The 19,879-nt window shown below is 43.4% G+C and carries 18 protein-coding genes and 1 rRNA gene; 12 read left to right on the forward strand and 7 right to left on the reverse strand.

The genetic code is table 11. The features are described 5' to 3' along the window. The 3 genes from BO225_RS09350 to rrf all read right to left on the reverse strand — a co-directional run. Positions 1-251, reverse strand: a 251-nt coding sequence (locus BO225_RS09350) for a transposase (RefSeq protein ID WP_143356813.1), incomplete at its 3' end; no start/stop codon positions are given. Positions 252-343: 92 nt separating this feature from the next. Further along, a complete protein-coding gene (locus BO225_RS09355; RefSeq protein ID WP_076341972.1) occupies positions 344-1,795 on the reverse strand; it encodes an alpha-amylase in 1,452 nt (483 codons plus the stop codon). 294 nt (positions 1,796-2,089) lie between these two features. Then, a 5S ribosomal RNA gene (rrf, locus tag BO225_RS09360) occupies positions 2,090-2,203 on the reverse strand. A gap of 382 nt (positions 2,204-2,585) precedes the next feature. Here rrf and BO225_RS09365 point away from each other — a divergent pair. Continuing rightward, positions 2,586-3,851 carry a helix-turn-helix transcriptional regulator gene (locus BO225_RS09365; RefSeq protein WP_143356814.1) on the forward strand — a complete coding sequence of 422 codons (1,266 nt, stop codon included), beginning with the start codon at positions 2,586-2,588 and terminating at the stop codon, positions 3,849-3,851. Here BO225_RS09365 and BO225_RS09370 read toward each other — a convergent pair. Further along, a complete protein-coding gene (locus tag BO225_RS09370; RefSeq protein WP_076341974.1) occupies positions 3,802-5,481 on the reverse strand; it encodes an ATP-binding cassette domain-containing protein in 1,680 nt (559 codons plus the stop codon). The genes BO225_RS09365 and BO225_RS09370 overlap by 50 nt on opposite strands. Beyond that, positions 5,474-6,724 (reverse strand): radical SAM/SPASM domain-containing protein, encoded by a 1,251-nt coding sequence (locus BO225_RS09375; RefSeq protein WP_076341975.1) that lies wholly within the window; start codon positions 6,722-6,724, stop codon positions 5,474-5,476. Before BO225_RS09375 ends, BO225_RS09370 begins: the two co-directional genes overlap by 8 nt. Before the next feature lie 364 nt (positions 6,725-7,088). Between BO225_RS09375 and BO225_RS09380 the strand changes: the two genes are divergently transcribed. After that, positions 7,089-8,006 carry a patatin-like phospholipase family protein gene (locus BO225_RS09380; protein ID WP_233120321.1) on the forward strand — a complete coding sequence of 306 codons (918 nt, stop codon included), beginning with the start codon at positions 7,089-7,091 and terminating at the stop codon, positions 8,004-8,006. A 102-nt stretch (positions 8,007-8,108) separates the two neighbouring features. Here BO225_RS09380 and BO225_RS09385 read toward each other — a convergent pair whose 3' ends face one another. Both BO225_RS09385 and BO225_RS09390 read right to left on the reverse strand, forming a co-directional pair. Further along, positions 8,109-8,777, reverse strand: coding sequence for a nitroreductase family protein (locus BO225_RS09385; RefSeq protein ID WP_076341977.1), 669 nt, complete (start codon positions 8,775-8,777; stop codon positions 8,109-8,111). Positions 8,778-8,825: 48 nt separating this feature from the next. Next, on the reverse strand, positions 8,826-9,278 hold the full coding sequence (locus tag BO225_RS09390; RefSeq protein WP_076341978.1) for a DUF5684 domain-containing protein: 453 nt from the start codon (positions 9,276-9,278) through the stop codon (positions 8,826-8,828). A gap of 162 nt (positions 9,279-9,440) precedes the next feature. Here BO225_RS09390 and BO225_RS09395 point away from each other — a divergent pair, with 162 nt between their 5' ends. The 10 genes from BO225_RS09395 to BO225_RS09440 all read left to right on the forward strand — a co-directional run bounded on the left by BO225_RS09395 (position 9,441) and on the right by BO225_RS09440 (position 19,526). Further along, on the forward strand, positions 9,441-9,782 hold the full coding sequence (locus BO225_RS09395; RefSeq protein ID WP_076341979.1) for a YxeA family protein: 342 nt from the start codon (positions 9,441-9,443) through the stop codon (positions 9,780-9,782). Positions 9,783-9,854: 72 nt separating this feature from the next. After that, complete coding sequence (locus BO225_RS09400; RefSeq protein ID WP_076341980.1) at positions 9,855-10,751, forward strand: aspartate carbamoyltransferase catalytic subunit; 897 nt, start codon at positions 9,855-9,857, stop codon at positions 10,749-10,751. A 16-nt stretch (positions 10,752-10,767) separates the two neighbouring features. Beyond that, positions 10,768-12,036 (forward strand): dihydroorotase, encoded by a 1,269-nt coding sequence (locus BO225_RS09405; protein WP_076341981.1) that lies wholly within the window; start codon positions 10,768-10,770, stop codon positions 12,034-12,036. A 4-nt stretch (positions 12,037-12,040) separates the two neighbouring features. Then, positions 12,041-13,123 carry a glutamine-hydrolyzing carbamoyl-phosphate synthase small subunit gene (carA, locus tag BO225_RS09410; RefSeq protein WP_076341987.1) on the forward strand — a complete coding sequence of 361 codons (1,083 nt, stop codon included), beginning with the start codon at positions 12,041-12,043 and terminating at the stop codon, positions 13,121-13,123. Further along, positions 13,116-16,322, forward strand: coding sequence for a carbamoyl-phosphate synthase large subunit (gene carB / locus BO225_RS09415; protein WP_076341982.1), 3,207 nt, complete (start codon positions 13,116-13,118; stop codon positions 16,320-16,322). Before carA ends, carB begins: the two co-directional genes overlap by 8 nt. A 1-nt stretch (position 16,323) precedes the next feature. After that, positions 16,324-17,058, forward strand: coding sequence for a dihydroorotate dehydrogenase electron transfer subunit (locus BO225_RS09420; protein WP_076341983.1), 735 nt, complete (start codon positions 16,324-16,326; stop codon positions 17,056-17,058). Beyond that, positions 17,058-17,972 (forward strand): dihydroorotate dehydrogenase, encoded by a 915-nt coding sequence (locus tag BO225_RS09425; RefSeq protein WP_076341988.1) that lies wholly within the window; start codon positions 17,058-17,060, stop codon positions 17,970-17,972. Before BO225_RS09420 ends, BO225_RS09425 begins: the two co-directional genes overlap by 1 nt. Continuing rightward, on the forward strand, positions 17,965-18,663 hold the full coding sequence (gene pyrF, locus BO225_RS09430) for an orotidine-5'-phosphate decarboxylase (RefSeq protein WP_076341984.1): 699 nt from the start codon (positions 17,965-17,967) through the stop codon (positions 18,661-18,663). Before BO225_RS09425 ends, pyrF begins: the two co-directional genes overlap by 8 nt. After that, positions 18,664-19,329 (forward strand): orotate phosphoribosyltransferase, encoded by a 666-nt coding sequence (pyrE, locus tag BO225_RS09435; protein ID WP_076341985.1) that lies wholly within the window; start codon positions 18,664-18,666, stop codon positions 19,327-19,329. After that, positions 19,329-19,526 (forward strand): DUF6440 family protein, encoded by a 198-nt coding sequence (locus BO225_RS09440; RefSeq protein WP_076341986.1) that lies wholly within the window; start codon positions 19,329-19,331, stop codon positions 19,524-19,526. Before pyrE ends, BO225_RS09440 begins: the two co-directional genes overlap by 1 nt. Positions 19,527-19,879: the final 353 nt, after the last annotated feature.

Raw genomic sequence — 19,879 nt, forward strand, 5'->3', positions numbered from 1 at the left:
GGATACGAACATCTTTCTTCCAAATATTCCTCAATCACTTGTATTTTGAATTCTTTTGAATAGAATTGATTTCTTGGTTTCTCCAGAAAAGCTTCAGCATCCGACTTTTGAAATTGTTTTACCCATTTCAATACAGTGTTTGGATTAAGATTTAAATCTTTTCCAATCGTGACGGATCCTTCTCCTTTATTTAAATAGCGGTCAACAACAGATAATTTAAAATCTATAGTGTATTTTGATTTTCTTCCCATATAAAAAGCCCCCTAATAGGACCTCCAAATTTAGTTGTTTGGCGTGTCTACTATTAGGGGAGCTTATCAGTAAGTTCCTTCTGCTTTTGTTTTTACTGGATCGCTTTGTGCAGCTTTAAGGCGTCTTTGTCTAAAAGATAGATCGAGATCTTTCCGGGCGGACAGGTGATCTTGATGTTTCCTTGGGCGTCGAATTTGACTTGGTTCGTTGGATCGAGCGCGTCTTCTAGTGTTAGATTGGCGTAATTTGGTTCGCAAAATGATTTTTCTTTCCAGTCCGCGATCGTATAGAGGACGATCACAGGATGAGGTCCATACGCCATCCAGCACGCTTTTTGCGGATCGTCGTCCATGAGGTTGACGATATTGTCGGAAAGAAGATTGGCGCGGATCCAGACCATTTCTCTTAAAAAAGGAACGGGAGCCTTGTTGTCGTGGGGGATGCCATAATAATCGCCATAAAAGACACATGGGCATTGGCAATCGTAGAGCAGGATGGTGGCGTACGCTTGGGGCTTGAACCAATCGAGGATCCAGCTCTCTAGGGCTTGGCCAACTTGGGTGTCGTGGTTGTCGACAAACTGCATCGAATGGTAGGGATCCAATCGGCTGAGTGTTTCATGAAAGATCTTGCGGATATCGTAGGTTCCATTGGACATGGAGACTTGCTGGAGATGGTAGTGGAGGGGCACGTCCATCAAGCGCATGCAAAAATTACAGTCTTTTAGATATTGCTGGAGTTCATAGACGTTGCTTGTCCAGTATTCGCCAATCGTAAAATTGGGGTGGTTTCCATATCGGTGCATTTCGGCGAGCCAGCAAGGAAAAAAGGAGGAGTCGATGTTTTTGATCGCGTCAAGACGAAACCCATCGACTTGGCTTTGTTGGGTGTACCATTTTCCCCACGCATACAGTTCCTGGATCACTTCTTGATTGTGGAAGTCGACATCGCACCCCATTAAATAGTCGTAGTTTCCTTCTTCTTGGCTGACGTGTTCGTTCCAGTGCTTGCCTTGAAAGAGAAGGATGGCGTTCGTATTGGTCTTGGCGTCGTAGTCGGTTCCGGTAAAGTGGGTGTGATTCCAGCAAAATGTGGAGTACGTGCCTTTGCGTTCGGGATATGTGAAGCCGGTCCATGTTTCGACTTCGTGTTCGGGTTCGATGACTTTGTTCCGATTCCAGCCATCGACCGTTTGGGCGATCGCGCTTTCGAGCGTGTCGCCGCCCATTTTATGGTTGAATACGATATCGGCTAGCACAAAGATCCCTTTGTTTTGTAAAGACTGGATAGCTTTGAGGTATTGGCGTTTGGTGCCATATTTTGTGCTTTGACTGCCTTTTTGCTTGAATTCGCCAAGATCGTACAGGTCGTAAGGGCCATAGCCGACGTCGTTGATGCCGGCGGCTCCTTTGTAGGCAGGAGGCATCCAAAGCATGTTGAAGCCTGTTTTCGCCAAGGAAGAAGATTCGGAAATGATTTTTCTATAGAGGGATCGATCGGATGGATAGTACCATTCGAAGTATTGGATCATTGTGTATTTCATAGTTTCATTATAGAAAGAATGGAGTTTTGAGCAATTTAAAAGCTTTTGGGCATATAAATTGTATGACGTTTAGAACGTGGTATAGTAACACTGTAAGGCAAAGAGCGATTCTCATCTCTTCCCCTTGGCACATTTCTTTGTAATCTTTTAATAAAGAATAGTAGCTGTGTAGAACTTGATGTTCTATTCAACATTTGGGAAGATGTAAGTCTCTTCTAGGAGAAACATCGACTCTGCCTTTATTCTCGCTCTTCTTCGGAAGAGCCTTTTTTATACCAAAAACGCAAAAAAAAGAATTAGCAACGTCCTATTCTCGCAGGCGCAAGGCCAACTACCTTCGGCGATGAAGTGCTTGACTTCTGTGTTCGGGACGGGAACAGGTATTTCCACTTCTCTATCGTCACTAAATCTTTTTACTTGATTATGATATCGGATCTTCCACTAAAAAGCAAGCCTTAATTTCAAATTTTTTGAATCGCGCCATCGATCGGAACGATCTATGGAAAGCGAGCTGATGAATATGTAAAAAATGGACGAAGAAAACGCCCATTTCAAAGTTCAAAGTGAAGAAATCATTCGCTTTTACTCTTTTCCAGAATTTGTGCCGTTTGTTTCAACTTCTTTGGTCCAGCAATCATCGAATTGTTGATGCAAAAGACAATATTTTGGGAGGATGATCCCGAATCCAATAGCGAAAATGCAGGTTAATATTTTTATTTTTTTTCTCACATGAATCGCCTTTCTATTTTTTGATTGATTATAGTATTATATTTTTATGGAAAATATGATTTTGAAGTTTAACTTTGATAATTTTTACGGTTTATATACGAAGCAGCTCCGTAAATTCTATGAGATCAAGCAAATCGAGATGGCCAATGCTCTTCATGTTTCTAGAAGCGCTTTAAGCAAAATGGAGTCGAATTCTCAGGAAATGGACGCTGCTCTTTTTGATTCGGTTTTAAGTTTTATTAAAACGATTGATTCGAATTTTGTGTTCTTGAAAGATCCGTCAATCTTAAAAGAATATGATAAATGGGTCCGTGATTGCGCTTATCATTTCGTTCATTTAACGGCGGAAAATATTCTTGGTCCTCTAAAAGAATTTGTAGAACGTACGAATCCGCATAGCTTTGCGTTTTTTCATCATCAACTTCTTGCCGTTTATGTTGCAAAATTTGAAAATCGAAAATGCGAGGAGGAAGTGACTCAGTTATATGAGGGCAATTTTTTTGAAGATCCTTTTTATCAAGCTGTATTAAATGATTTTATGGGAATGCGACCTTCTCTTTCTGATGGAAGATCTTTAGATGAAGCCATTCAATATTTGCGGTCCGCTCAGAATTATTGTTCAATGGCCTTTGATCCAGGTTTATCTGGATTGATCCTCTATCATCAAATTTATCGCTTCGTGAATGGGAGCCGGACTATAGAGGCTTATGAAATCATTGAAAGGTGCGAAAATGCTTTACAAAGAGCAGGAGCTTACCGCCGAATGCTTTATGTGGCGCTCAACAAAGGAATCCTGTTTATTCAAATGCATCTTTATCCAAAAGCAATCGCGACTTTTGAAGAACTTCTTCGTTCCAGTCAGCAAATTAATGAACCTGATTTTATCCAAACGATCTATGATAATTTAGCTTGGTGCTGTTTTCTTCAGGATCAAGATGAGAAAGCGCTTCGATATGCTCGGCTCGCACGGAAAGCGGGAAGCCGATTCCCAGATATTTATATCGTTTTAGCGTTTAGCTCTTATCGCCTGAAAAGGCAGAGCGATTGTCTTGGATTTATTTCTATGTATTTAAAAAAGACACAAGGTAGTCCCCGAGAAAAATTTATTGCTTCCTTTCTTCAATTGCTTCGATTTCATTTAACTGGGAATAGTCGTTTTGATAAAAAACAACATCAGATCGAGCAGCAACTTCAAAATTTTAAAAGTGTTCAATTGGAAATTCCATTTTATACGCTTCTTATTCAACACTATTCAGAACAAGGTCGATCGGATTGTGTTATCGCTTATCAGGCAAAACTGATTCATTATTTGAAATTTGATTTTTGATCGGGTGAAGGGAATTCTTTCTTTTTTGTAAATATTCTAAGGAGGATAGAACGTTTACTCCTTGTTTTGTGAATTCGATAACTTCGTCGAAAAGCATGATATTTTCATCGAAAAGTTTATGTGAAATTGAAATGATCGATCCTTTATAATTTTTCAAAATATCATATTCGATCTGTTTGGCGTTTTCTTCATCCAATGCTGAAAATGCTTCGTCCAAAAATAGCCAGTCTTTTATATTGTATAAACCTCTAGCAAGGGATATCCGCTGTAATTCGCCTCCGCTAATTTCCAAACTGTCTTCTTGAACAGATTCGTGAAGACGAGATTTTAAACTATTTAAATGGACTTGATCGAGTACTCGATTCAGCTTGTTGGAATCGGCTGTCTGCCACAATGTAATGTTTTCTTCCAATGTCCCTGGAAGCAGGTCTGGAGATTGGCGCAAATATGTCAATTGCTTCGCTATCGAAGAATGCTCGAGAGCGTTCGTAGGGATATTATTGGCATAAATATGGGGATGAGGGATCGTTCCGCTCAATAATCCAAGCAATGTACTTTTTCCACAGCCGCTTTCTCCAACAACCAAATATTTTTTTCCTTTTTGAAGCTGTAAGGTAAAGTGATCAAATATCGTCTTTTCTTTTCGTTTGAATACAAGATCTTTTAGTAAAAAAGATTGAATTGGTTCGTTTAAAAGTTTCTTTTGATGTTTTCTTTTTTGAACTTCTTTCAAGTATCCGTCGACAACGACGCTTGAGGATTGAACGTTATTATACATTTCCATATACCAGCCAATCGGATTGATGACCATATTGCTTGCTTGAATAATGGTCATAAAAACGCTCAAAGAAATGAGGTTCTGATTGATCATGTAAAATCCGATCAAAGATTCTCCAAAGAAAATAATATTAACGCCTAAATCATTGATAGCCAATACCCATTGCTTTAACCATTCACTATGAATCGTTACTTTGCTTAGTAATTTATTTTGGTTTTGTAGACGAGAAGAATATTTTGTGTCTAAGTCATAATCTTTGATTGTCAAAAAATTGGTGCAAAAACCTTTTAATACGCCAATCCACTGCTTTTGATGACTCAACACTTCTTTTTGATTGGATTCTAGTCGTGTCTTGAATGTCCGATTAAATAAGGATAAAGATAAAGCGCATATATAAATGAACAAAAGGAGGATCCAGCTATTCGTTCCGATATATAAACTCCCGATCAAAAATAGAAATCCATACCGATAAATATTTAATTTCGAGGTCACATACTGATCGATAATTGTATTGATTTCATTCGTTTGTTTATTGATCCGGGCGCTAGTATCCGTTTTTTGAAATTCATCAGGTGATAAAGCGAGCCAGGATTCATACAAATCTTGGCTTAGTCTTTCCCGTAACGAATATTTAAAGTAAACCATGAGTCCTTTCATGATCGTTTCAACGAAAAACATGAGAATCACAAAGGCAACGATCCATTTGACCATTTGGCTTAATGTGTTTTTGTTTTCTAATGTGTTGAAAAAACGACCAAAAAGAATCGACTTGAAAAGATCGAGCATGGAAAAAGCGAGGATCGAAGCGATAGTCAAATAATAAAGAGCTTTATTTTTTATAAGTTTATGCATATCGATATCCGCCAGCTACACATTTTACAAGGTTTTCATATTGTCCGGATACGATGAGTTCGCCCAATTTATCAAATATTCTCAACGCATTTTCTTTTTTATATTCACAATCGGAAAAATTGATTTCGTTGTTGATGGCAAGACATTTATGACATTGCCAATTTAAAAAACAATTTCTGCATTTATAGTTATCTTTTGCTAAATAGGCGGATAAGTTGTTCACTTTATTTGTAAATTGTTCCTCATTAAAGTTAGAAATATCTCCCAATAAGTAAGCATCTCCTTTTTTTATAAACTGCTGACAAGGATATATTTTTCCATCAGAGTCGATGGTTATTAGTTGAGTCCCTGCAGCACAAAAAAAATCTTTTCTTTTGCCAATCATAAAATCTCTTAAAAAGCCTTCAGTCCACCGGAATTCACCTAATTTATTATTAAGAATTTGCTGAATTTCATTTTCAATATTTCTGGATTCTTCATGCGGTTGATTTTCAATTAAATCAGCTACTAAAATATACGTATTCGGATATATTTCTTTAAGTATATCTTTCACTTCATTTTTGGAGAGTGTTGACTTTCCGTCATATGTTGCTTCAATAGAAGATATATATGATTGGATTGGCAAAGTTTTTTCTAATATTTTTTCAAATGTGCCATTTCCGTTTACGTCAATTCTATTTCGATCATTATCCTTTTTGTTTCCATCAATTGAAAGTGTTAACTCAATTTCAAATTTTTTTAATAGCTTTATAAATTCAGCGTTTATCAACGTTCCATTTGTTTGACAAAGAAACTTAACGTTAGGATTAATTTCTCTTGCTTTTTCGCATATCATTTTTATTCCTGATATATTTAATAAGGGTTCTCCTCCAAAAAAACAAATGTATTCCAATTCTTTGTGATTGTGAATAAACTTAATTATTTGTTTAATGGTTTGTTCACTCATAATTTTTTTTGGCTTATTATATGTTCCTGCATTGGCATAGCAATATTTACATTTTAGGTTGCACATATTGGCCATATTAATCTTTATGATTTTGACTGAAATATTTTTTGTTTTGGCATAAGTTGAATTATTAGTTAATAAATCATAAAATTTTGAATCTTGCTCTTTTTTGTGTCCTGAATATAGATTTAAAAAATCGTTTAAATATTCTTTGTTTAATTGAAAGGTTTTTAAAGTGTTTGTATCAAATAAAATCTGGGCTTCTGTTAAAACTAAGTTTTTATAAACTTTTGCCATAATTTTTATCCTCCTGATTTGTATGTAATCAAAAGTGTCGAAAATTCGACACTTTTGATTACATGTTAATGTCTCCGCAACCTATACCACCACCACAACGGCAAGGGGCTTGTAAAATTTTAACTAGCTTTAATTCAAACATTATTTTTTCTCCTTTCTGCTTAGATACTTTTGCAAAAGTTCTTTATTTAAAGCAATTTTATATTAGAAAATAAATAAAATTCTAACAATGGTTTATGTTCGAACATTATAGGATTAATTATGAGAATGAAATAAACAATTTTATGTTTCTTACACGATTGTTCGCTCAATTGACTTGACGTATATGATACGATAGTTGCGATTTAGGATGGGAGGTGTTCTTTTGAACAACAATAAAGTCTACTCTGGACTCGTATACCTTCCTAAAAGAAGGGCGAGCGAAAAAATCATAGATGGCTGTCTCGTGTTAGAGGGCGGGGCGTTTCGAGGCTTGTACACGGCTGGTGTTCTGGACGCGTTGATGGAGGCGGGATTGAACTTTCAGACGACGATCGGAACTTCGGCTGGAGCGATGAATGGAATGAATTATGTTTCTGGGCAAATTGGACGATCCGCCCGATTGAATCTTGAATATCGGCACGATCCAAGATATGTGGGATCCAAAGCTTTGTTGCAGGAAGGCGGTGTTGTTGGATTCAATTTCGCTTTCACGGATTTTAATGAAGAAGACCCGTTTGATGAAGAGCGGTTCATAGATCCTTCTAGACGGTTTGTGGCGGTGGCGACCAATATTGAAACAGGACAAGCGGAATTTTTAGAAAAAGGAGAGGTCGAAGATATTTATAAGGCGGTCCAAGCTTCGGCTTCGATGCCTGTTTTTTCAAGAGCGGTCCAAATTGGAGAGCACTCGTATCTGGATGGGGGCTGCGCCAATAAGATCCCGTTTCAGTGGGCGATCGATCAAGGCTTTGAGCATGTTGTCGTGATCAAGACGAATCCCGACTTTTTTAGAAAGCCGCCAATGAGCGATAAAGAAAAGAAGGCGTTTCATACGGTGTTCTATAATCATCCTGAATTTTGCGAATCGTATGCGCGAAGCAACGAAGCCTACAATGAGCAATGCGATGAGATCGCTAGGCTGCATCGTCGCAAACGCTTGTTTTCGATCGCGCCAAGCGAGCATATCGAAGTCTCTCGTTTGGAAAAAGATATCGAAAAGCTTGGAAAGCTCTATTATTTAGGCTATCACGATGGACGAAAAGCCATTCCTGCTCTCAAAGAGTATTTAGGAATCGAATAAAAAGACACCTGCGTGGTGTCTTTTTTTGTTGGACTCGACAAAACTAGACATTTTTTTGTCTAGTCACTCGACAAAAAACACGAAGACTTGTTCCTCGTGTTTTTAATAGATCCATTTAAAATTGTCTTTGCCCGCTCCAAGTTCAAAAAAGTAGCGGACGATTCCTTGATCGGCTAAAGAAAAGGCGGCTTCTTTGGTATGGATGGAAACTTCATCGCCTTTGCCTTGTAAAAAGAAGTTTTGCTTGTTCAAAGCCGTTGGAGCAAGAAGTGCCGCGTCGACACCTTTCCGGAACCAATCGGGCTCTTTTCCTTCATAGAGGCTGACTTCTCTGCTGTTTTTGGAAGGATGCGGCTTACCAGAGGTTTCGCCATACCCAAAGACGAGGATCCCGATCACATGGTCGGCTTGCGCTTGCGTTTTGACTTTTTTGTGGTTCCATGTTCCACCGATCCACCAGGTGTTCAAGCCTAATGTCTGGGCGTAAAGCATAAGGTCGGCGCTGGCTTCGCCAATATTCTCATCGGCTCGAATGCGATCATCCGAAGCCAAGATCATATAATTGGTCGCGTTTTTGGCGATCACATAGCGAAGAGGCAAGAACAAGCCATCCTTTTGGTCGCATTTGAGACTGATTTTTGTGTTGTATGTTTGATTCACTTGTTCGATCCGTTTTGAAAGCTTGTCTAAGATTGGCTGGGGAATCGCTTTCTTTTTATATTGACGAACGGTATGGCGCGTATAGATCGCTTCCTTCATTGATAAACTCATTGTGTTTTCACCTCAAACTTAGTGTAACACAAAAAAGAAACGATAGAATCAATAGAATGAACCTCTATATCGAGAAGCGCCAAAACCTAAGATCATGATGAAGATCGGGTTCAAAAAGATCAAACCAAGCGCGAACAAAAAGTCATATCCAAAAGAGAGCGCCAAATTATACCACATGTAGGCGAGCACGAGCATCGAAAGGATCGAAAGGATCCAGCTGAAAGCACCCAACCAAAACAGAAGCGCAAAACCGGACAGCCAAGAACAAAGCCCGCCCATCAAGCCCAAAACGGCCCACACTAAAAAGTAGCTTGGCTTACCTGCGATCTGAAAACAAATATAGAGATTATAGATCGGAATGATCGCTTTCCATCCTTGCTCTCCCGCCTTTTCAAACGTTTGATACAATCCAAGAACGAGCAGGACATACCAGATAAAGCTAAATACGCCATAAAAGTTGTTCCATGGCAAAGAAGTAAAGATATTTAAGAATATAGACATTGAATCTCCTCCATTTCGTATATCCATAGTATACTATCCCGTTAGAGGATCGAGTGCGAATAGTGCAACATAAAAAATGTAAAATGACACAAATGTAAGCCCACTGTAAGCTCGCTTCCTCCTCTTTTTTTAGATAATAAAGAAAAAAGGAGAAGCATGTTTATGAAACGAATCATAGATTTAATAGGTTTATTTTTATTGCTGTTGGTGCTAAGCGGATGCGCGCCAAGCCAAGCGTGGTATACAAAAGTAGACGCCTCGCAAGCCAAGCTCAACGAAGACCATGGCGTCTTCGATTTTTCAGGAAACGGAAATCTTAAGTACAGCTATACGCTTTTATGCATCAATGAAAAAGGCGAAGAAAAAGAAATCACATTTGGATCCGACACCTATCTTAAAGATGGAACGCTATTGGCCCTTGAAGTAAAGCCATTTCGAGGCGTTCTTTCCTGGGAAGAAATTCCCATCACCGACGTGCCCTATTCAATTCGAAAAAAACTATAGAAACTATAATTCCTTTGTGTTAGAATAGGACGGACAAAAGGGAAGATTCTCTTTTTTTAGAAGGGGGATTCTATGAATACACGTTCATTACTATCGATGCAAGATCTAAGTACCCAAGAGATCATGAATATCCTTCATGAGGCTAGAATTTTTAATATTTCCCAACAAGATTGGCATTTACCAATGCATAACGCATTGGTTGCTAATCTTTTTTTTGAACCTTCGACAAGAACGCACTACTCGTTTGAAAGCGCGGAATACCAGCTCGGATGCCAAGTCGCAGACTTCAATTCTGCTTCTTCCTCCGTCACCAAAGGGGAAAGCCTCTACGATACCGTCAAGACCTTTGAAGCCATTGGCTATAAAGTGCTCGTCGTCCGTCATCCGCAAGATGAATATTTCAAAGAGCTCGAAGAAATCAAGATCCCGATCCTGAATGCAGGCGATGGGAAAGGAAACCACCCGACCCAATGTCTGCTCGACCTCTATACGATCTATGACGAATTCAATACATTCGAAAACTTGAATGTTCTCATATGCGGCGATATCGCGCACTCGCGCGTAGCCGCCTCCAATAAAGACGCGCTCGAACGCCTAGGCGCCAACGTGCTCTTTTCTGGACCTAAAGAATGGGAAAGAGAAGGCTATCCGACGATCTCGATGGACGAAGGCGTACAGTGGGCCGATGTCGTCATGATGCTTCGCATCCAAAAAGAAAGAGGCGCTAGTCTAGAAGGAATGAGCGACGAAGACTACCTCGACCTGTATGGACTGAATCTAAGACGTTATAAAATGATGAAACCGCAGGCCATCATCATGCACCCAGCCCCCGTCAATCGAGGCGTCGAAATCGACGACTCCCTTGTCGAATGTCCGCAAAGCCGTATTTTCAAACAAATGGAAAACGGTGTCCTTGTCCGCAAGGCCGTGATCAAACGCGCCTTCGGCTACTCCTATTTCAAAGACTAAAGAGGAATATATATATATGAAATGCATAAAAAATGGAACCATCCTCATTGATGGAGAACTTCAAAAAGTCGATCTGCTCTTCGATGAAACGATCCAAAAGATCGGAACGGATCTTGACACTTCCAATTGTGAAGAAGTGATCGACGCTACGAATCTGACCGTATTGCCAGGCCTTGTCGATGTCCATGTCCACTTGCGCGAACCAGGACATAGCGAAAAAGAAACGATCAAGACCGGAACGAGAGCTGCAGCCGCTGGAGGATTCACGACGATCTTTGCGATGCCCAACGTCCTGCCATTTCCAAGCAGCGAAGAAGTCATGAAAGACTACCTCGATCTGATCCAAAAAGAAGCGATCGTGCACGTCTATCCATTTGCGACCATCACCAAAAATGAAGCTGGACAAGAAATTGTCGATTACGCTTCCCTTAAAAAACTAGGAATCGAATGGTTTTCCGACGACGGGGTTGGCGTAGCCAGCAAAGAAATCATGAAAGAAGCGATGCTTTCTGCCAAAGAAAACGATGTCCTCTTCTCATGCCATACCGAAGACATGAACTATCGGGCTCCTAACGCCTCCGTGCACGCCTCCAAGATCAACGAAGAAAAAGGCTGGATCGGCATTCCTTCCGCTTGCGAAAGCGAACAGCTCATCCGCGACCTCGAACTCGTTCAAGACATTGGAAACCGCTATCACGCCTGCCACATCTCGGCCAAAGAAAGCGTCAAAGCCCTTCAAAAAGCTAAAGACCAAGGCTTGGACGTCTCCGGTGAAGTAACAGCCCATCATCTCCTCTTAGAAGACAAAGATGTGCAGGGGCCCAACTGGAAAATGAATCCGCCCCTTAGAAGCCATGAAGATCGAATGGCCCTCATCCAAAGCTTGGAAAGCGGAGTTCTCGATCTGATCGCCAACGACCACGCGCCTCATACAGCCGAAGAAAAAGCAAGAAGCATGGAAAAAGCGCCATTCGGGATCGTATCCTTAGAAACAAGCTTCCCGCTTCTTTATACGGAATTTGTATGGAAACAAAAACGATGGACATTAGCTCAACTTGTCAACTGGATGTCCACCACCCCTGCCTATCGATTCGGCTTATTCGATCGAGGTGAAATCAAAGAAGGCAAAAAAGCCGACTTGATCCTTGTAGATCTCGAACACGAAACAAAGATCGACGCCTCAAAATTCGAATCGATGGGAAAAAACACACCCTTTGACCAACAAAAGGTGCACGCCCAAATAGTAGAAACGTATGTCGATGGACAACGAGTTTGGAAAGGATAAAAAAATGAAAGAAAGACTGCTGATCTTAGAAGATGGAAGTGTGTATAAAGGAAAAGCGTTTGGAAGCGACAACTTTCAAATCGGAGAACTTGTCTTCAATACCTCGATGACAGGCTATCAAGAAATCTTGACCGACAATTCATATTGCGGACAAATCGTCATGATGACCTATCCGCTCATTGGAAACTATGGAATCAACCGCGACGATTACGAAAGCATCGTGCCAGCCGTCTTCGGCTTTGTCGTAAAAGACTATTGCGACGCTCCAAGCAATTGGCGCGCTCAAGAAACGCTCAACGACTTTTTGGTCCGCGAAAACATCCCCGGCATCTATGGGATCGATACTCGCGCCATCACCCGCAAATTGCGTGATCAAGGCGTCATGAAAGCCACGATGGCCGATCCAGACGCCAACATCGAAGAAATCGTCAAACAACTCAAAGAAACAGACTATTTGCACGACCAAGTCAAACGAGTTGCCTCCGACAAGATCTTCCCGATCCCGAATCGAGGAAAAAAAGTCGTCCTCATGGACTTTGGCGCAAAACTTGGCATCGTGCGCGAACTCTCGAAACGCGGCTGCGATCTGATCGTCGTTCCTTGGAACACGCCAGCCGAAAAGATCCTCTCATACCATGCCGATGGCGTCATGCTCACCAATGGACCAGGCAACCCAGAAGATCTTCCAGAAACGATCGAAACGATCCGCCAGCTCATTCCGCATACTGTCGTCTTTGGCATCTGCCTAGGCCATCAGCTCATCTCTCTGGCCTGCGGAGCCAAGACATACAAGCTTAAATTCGGCCACCGCGGCGGAAACCATCCAGTAATCGATCTAGCGACAGGAAAAGTCCAGATCACCTCGCAAAACCATGGCTACGCCGTCGACATCGATTCGCTCGAAAACACACCACTCGAACTAAGCCACCAAGCGCTCAACGATAAAAGCTGCGAAGGTGTGCGCCATACCCAATACCCTTGCTTTTCTGTCCAGTTCCACCCAGAAGCGAGCGCCGGACCAGAAGACGCAAGAGACTTATTCGATGAATTTATCAATATGATGGACAAGGAGGGACACCATGCCTAAAAGAGAAGACATCCATAAGATCCTTGTGATCGGCTCCGGTCCGATCGTCATTGGACAAGCTGCCGAATTCGACTATGCCGGCAGCCAAGCGTGCCAGTCGCTACGCGAAGAAGGCTACGAAGTCATTTTGATCAACTCGAACCCAGCGACGATCATGACCGATACGACGATCGCCGACCGCGTCTATATCGAACCGATCACGCTCGACTTCGCAAAACGAGTCATCTATAAAGAACGCCCCGACGCGATCTTAGGCTCGTTAGGCGGACAAACAGGACTCAACTTAGTCGTCGACCTGCATGAAGACGGGATCTTAGACGAGTTTGGCGTTGAAATTTTAGGAACCGACCTGCAAGCGATCAACCGCGCCGAAGACCGCGAACTCTTTCGAGCCCTCATGCAAGAAATCGAAGAACCGGTGCCTGAAAGTACGATCGTCCATACGGTCGAAGAAGCCGTTCAATTTTGCCAAAAACTCGGATATCCAGTCGTCGTGCGCCCAGCCTACACACTAGGAGGAACGGGTGGCGGATTTGCCGACAATGAAAAAGAATTGCGTGAAATTTGCGAAGCGGGCCTCAAAATCTCGCCCGTCCATCAATGCTTGATCGAGCAAAGCATCGCCGGCTATAAAGAAATCGAATACGAAGTGATGCGCGACGCCAACAACAACGCCATCGTCGTCTGCAACATGGAAAATGTCGATCCTGTCGGCATCCATACGGGCGATAGCATCGTCGTGGCTCCTGTGCAAACGCTCACCGACCACGAAAATCAAATGCTTCGTTCCGCCTCGCTCAAGATCATCCGCGCCCTTAAGATCTGCGGGGGATGCAACGTGCAGCTCGCTCTCGATCCAAAGAGCTTCAAATACTATGTGATCGAAGTCAATCCACGCGTATCCCGCTCTTCAGCCCTCGCCTCCAAAGCGACAGGCTATCCGATCGCCAAAATTTCCGCGAAACTCGCGGTTGGATTGACGCTCGATGAGATCCTCAACCCGATCACGAAAACGAGCTACGCGTGCTTCGAGCCCGCCATCGATTATGTCGTCAGCAAATTCGCCCGCTTCCCATTCGACAAGTTCCCGAACGCCGACCGCCATTTAGGCACGCAAATGAAGGCGACAGGCGAAGTGATGTCGATTGGAAGAACGATGGAAGAATCTCTTTTGAAGGCGGTACGATCCTTAGAAATGAAAGTCGACCACCTAGAAAAGAAAGAAATGCTCGACTTATCCGATGAAGAGCTTTTAGAAGAAATCAAAAAGTCCGACGACACCCGCATTTTCGCGATCGCCCAGTGGTTGCGCAATGGAAACAGCGCCGAAACGATCCATGAAATCACAAAAATGGATCCATTTTTCTTGGCCCATATCCAACGTATCATCGATCTTGAACAACAACTCAAAGAAAATCAAAACGACATCGCTCTGCTCAAAGAAGCCAAGACCTATGGCTTTTCCGATAGCTATATCGCGCGCATCTGGAATACGACCCCAAAAGCGATCTACGATCTACGTAAACAAAACCACATTATTCCTGTCTATAAAATGGTCGATACATGCGCAGGTGAATTCAAGAGCGCCACGCCATATTTCTATTCGACGTACGAAGAAGAAAACGAATCGATCCCATCGGATAAGAAGAAGATCGTCGTTCTTGGCTCGGGACCGATCCGAATTGGACAAGGTGTCGAATTCGACTACGCGACCGTCCATTGTGTAGAGACGCTAAGAAACGAAGGCTATGAAGCGATTATCATCAACAACAACCCAGAAACAGTCTCGACCGACTTTTCGATCTCCGATAAACTTTATTTCGAGCCATTGACGACCGAAGATGTGATGCACGTCATCGAATTGGAAAAACCGCTTGGCGTGATCGTGCAATTTGGCGGACAGACCGCCATCAACTTGGCCGATTCGCTCGTCGAACATGGAGTAAAGATTTTAGGAACTTCTTTGGAAGATATCGACCGCGCCGAAGACCGCCACGAATTCGAAGAAATGCTGCATAAACTCGATATTCCGCAGCCAAAAGGCGAAACCGCGACCACCGTGGAAGAAGCGCTCGTGATCGCCAACAAGATCGGCTATCCAGTCCTTGTACGTCCTAGCTACGTGCTTGGAGGCAGGGCGATGGAAATCGTGCATAACGATGACGACTTAAAAGTATACATGGCCACAGCCGTCCAAGAAATCTCGCATGACGCGCCTATCCTTGTCGACAAATATATTGTCGGAAAAGAGCTCGAAATCGACGCGATCGCGGATGGAGAAAACGTCTATATTCCTGGGGTCATGGAACATATCGAACGGGCTGGCGTCCATTCTGGCGACTCGATCTCCGTCTATCCGACCCAGACGATCTCGCAAAAAGCCAAAGATACGATCATAGACTATGGAGAACGGATCGGAAGAGGCTTCCATTTTATCGGACTGTATAATATTCAATTTATTGTCGATAAGGACGATAAAGTCTATGTGCTTGAAGTCAATCCGCGCTCTTCAAGAACGGTGCCATTCCTTTCCAAGATCACTGGCGTGCCAATGGCGAGTATCGCGACCAAGGCGATCATGGGCGAAACGCTGATCGATCAAGGCATCACGCCAGGCTATTTGCCAGACGATCCAAATCGGGTCTTTGTCAAAGCGCCAGTCTTCTCGTTCGCCAAATTGCGTGGAGTCGATACGGTGCTCGGCCCAGAAATGAAATCGACAGGCGAGGCGCTTGGCTCGGATATTTCGCTTGAAAAAGCGCTCTACAAAGCGCTTGTGGCAAGCGGCATCCAAGTTCCGACGCATGGCAATGTGCTGCTTACGATCGCGGACGAAGACAAAGAAGACGCGCTCTCTTTAGCGAAGCGTTTTGCGAGCATTGGCTATGGCTTGTACGCCACGAAAGGAACGGCTCAATTTTTGCGCGATCATGGCTTGTTCGTCCATGAAGTCGACAAGATCGAAGAGGGCTCCGACAATAGCGTGGTCGACATCATTCGTGAGGGCAAAGTCAACTTCGTGATCAATACGATGTCGCAAAAAAATAAAAACTCAAGAGCCGATGGCTTTTTGATCCGCCGTGTTTCGGCTGAAAACAGCATTTCATGCATGACTTCGCTCGATACGGCCGCGATTCTTTTGAAAGTGCTCGAGTCGTTGAGCTTCTCGATGGTCTCGATGAATGAAATGGGAAAATAAAATGATCCAAGAACAAGCGAAAATTCTTTCGAATCAAAAAATCGCCGACCAAGTCTATAAGATGGAAATCGAAACGACACTCTCTTCTCAAAGCGCGCCAGGCCAATTTGTAGAGATCCAAGTGCCTGGCTACTATTTGCGACGCCCAATCTCGATCTGTGAGATCCAAGAAGGAATCTTGACGATCATATATAAAGTGCTTGGCGATGGCACAAAGGTCATGTCCAAAATGAAAGCTGGCGAAACGATCGATTTGTTCGGTCCATGCGGCACAGGCTTTCCGATCGAGAATAGGGATACGGTTCTTCTTGCAGGAGGTGGCGTTGGCGTACCACCCTTGTATGAATGTGCGAAACAATATCGAAACAAGAATACGAACGTGCAAGTCGTGCTTGGCTTCAATTCAAAAAAGGATGTCTTTTATGTCGATGAATTTGAACAACTGGGCTGCTCAGTGTACGTGAGCACGATGGATGGCTCCTATGGAGTCAAAGGAACGATCATGGACGCTTTAAAAGAGCATGCGATCGAGCCAAATTTCGTGTTGGCGTGCGGGCCGCTTCCTATGCTCAAAGCGATCGATGCTTGCGCCAAAGAAGGCTATGTTTCGCTCGAAGCTAGAATGGCATGCGGCATTGGCGCGTGCATGGGTTGTGTTGTCGAGCTTGTCGAAGGAGGCATGGCTCGCGTTTGTAAAGATGGACCGGTCTTTCTGGTCGGAAAGGTGAAGCTATGATCGATTTGCATGTAGAACTGCCAGGACTTTCTTTAAAAAATCCGATCATCCCTGCCAGCGGCTGTTTTGGGTTTGGAAAAGAGTACGCTGCGCTTTACGATCTTTCTTTGCTTGGGGGGATCGCGATCAAATCGGCGACTCCTCAATATCGAGCGGGCAATCCTACGCCTCGGATCGCGGAAACGCCTTCGGGCATGCTCAACGCGATCGGCCTTCAAAATAAGGGGGTCGACTCGATCATCGAGAACGAACTGCCTTTTTTGGCCAATTACGATACGGAAATCATCGCCAATGTGGCTGGGGCGTGCGAAGAAGATTATGTCGAAGTCATTCAAAAGCTCAACGATCAGCCTGTGATCAAAGCGTATGAGCTCAATATTTCGTGCCCCAATGTGAAGCATGGCGGAATTGGCTTAGGCACAGATCCTGTATTGGCGGCCCATGTGACCAAATTGTGCAAGGAGGCCGCCACAAAACCTGTCTATGTTAAGCTTTCCCCCAATGTGACCAATATCGTCGAGATCGCCAAAGCTGTCGAAGAAGCGGGGGCCGATGGGCTTGTGCTCATCAACACGCTTTTGGGCATGCGGATCGATCTAAAAACGGGCAAGCCGCTTTTAACCAATAAAACAGGTGGACTTTCTGGGCCGGCCATCAAACCGGTCGCGATCCGGATGGTTTATCAAGTGGCGCAAGCCGTGAATATTCCGATCATCGGGGTCGGAGGGATCACCTGCGCCGAAGATGTGCTCGAGTTTTTAAACGCGGGGGCGAGCGCCGTTGAAGTGGGCGCGCAAAACTTTGTCGATCCTTATGTTTGTAAAACGATCATTGAAGAGTTGCCATCTGTTTTAGAGCGGTATGGCTATCGATCGCTGCAAGAAGCGGTAGGAAGGAGTTTTAAAGATGAGTAAGACGATCGTAGCGCTTGATTTTTCAAGCGAAAAAGAGGTTTTAGATTTTTTAAAGCAATTTGATCATCCGATCTATGTCAAGATCGGCATGGAATTGACATACGCGTGCGGTCTAGGCATCGTAGAAAAAGTCAAGGCGATGGGCCATCATGTCTTTTTGGATCTTAAGCTGCACGATATCCCGAATACCGTCAAGGGGGGCATGAAAAACTTAGCCAAGCTTGGCGTCGATATGACCAATGTCCATTGTTCTGGGGGCATCGCCATGATGAAGGCGGCCATCGAAGGATTGGAAGAGGGGGCCAAAGGCAAAAAGCGTCCGCTTTGTATTGGCGTGACTCAATTGACTTCGACTTCAAAAGAGGCGATGAACGAGGAGCTAGGTATTCCTGGTGATGTGCTGGATTGCGTGCTGCATTACGCGAAAAACGCGAAAGAAGCGGGCTTGGATGGCGTTGTGTGCTCGGTGCATGAGGCAAGGGCGATCCACGAAGCGTGTGGAGAAGATTTTTTGACGGTGACGCCAGGAATTCGTCTTGCTTCGGATTCGGTGGATGATCAAAAGCGGGTGGCGACGCCTTCTTTAGCGAAAGAAGAAGGGTGCGACTATATCGTGGTGGGCCGCTCGATCACAAAGTCCGCTGATCCAGAAGCGACCTATACTCAAATCGAAGAGATCATGGAGGGCTAAATGGAAGCGTATAAAAAAGAATTTATCGAATTCATGTTGGATTCGGATGTATTAAAATTTGGCGATTTTACTCTCAAATCGGGTCGTAAATCTCCGTTCTTCATGAACGCGGGCGGCTATGTGACAGGCGCTCAGCTCAAGAAGCTTGGAGAATATTATGCCAAAGCGATCGTCAACACGTATGGAACGGATTTTGATGTACTTTTCGGCCCTGCTTATAAAGGGATCCCTTTGGCTGTCGTGACGGCGATCGCGATGCATGATCTGTATGGAAAAGAAGTCCGCTATTGCTCGGATCGAAAAGAAGAGAAAGATCATGGCGCGGATAAAGGCAGCTTTCTTGGTTCGAAGCTTCAAGATGGCGATCGGGTGATCATGATCGAAGATGTGACGACGTCTGGAAAATCGATGGAAGAAACGGTGCCGAAGGTAAGAGGCGCGGCGAATTTAGATATTGTTGGTTTGATGGTCTCTTTGAACCGCAACGAAAAAGGAAAGGGCGATAAGACAGCCTTGCAGGAAGTGTCTGAATTGTATGGTTTTCCGTGCGCGGCGATCGTCTCGATGAAAGAAGTCATTGAATATTTAGAAGAGGCCGGCAAGCTCGATGAGGCGATGAAAGCTAAGCTAAACGCGTATTATGAACAATACGGAGCGAAGGCATAATGGATAAAAATCGTTTTGAGATGGTGTATTCGCAAGGCGTCGTCAATTCAATCGAGATCTGGAAAGATAAAGAGACAGGTGCAATGTATATGTTCCGGGTGATTGGCGGAGTTGGCTGCGGATTATGTCCTCTGATCGGTCCGGATGGAAAACCGCTTGTCGATCCTGTCAAGAAAGAAGACGATTTCTTCTTTTGATCAATAAATTAAAAAGCACTTGGATCTAAGAGGGTCTGAGTGCTTTTTCTGTAAGATCTATTAACCATTGACAATTGTTGATGAAAGAGGTAATATAAGTAAGCTTTTGTGAATCGAAAAACTGTCATTTAAAAAATATTAAAAATATTTAAAAAAATAGTTGACAGATGATTGAAAGCGATGTATTATAAGGGAGCGATGAAGGAAACGGAGTTGCCGATACGATATCGATCTTTGAAAACCGGAAAAAGAGAAAAAGACACAACAGAAAAGGTCTAAAGTAAAGTTGTGGAAAAAGATGACACTGAAAACAGAAGAACAGTTCATAAAAAGAAGAAATCTCGAAAACAAGC

The organism is Dubosiella newyorkensis (assembly GCF_001945605.1).
In the GTDB taxonomy this organism is placed as follows: domain Bacteria; phylum Bacillota_I; class Bacilli_A; order Erysipelotrichales; family Erysipelotrichaceae; genus Dubosiella; species Dubosiella newyorkensis.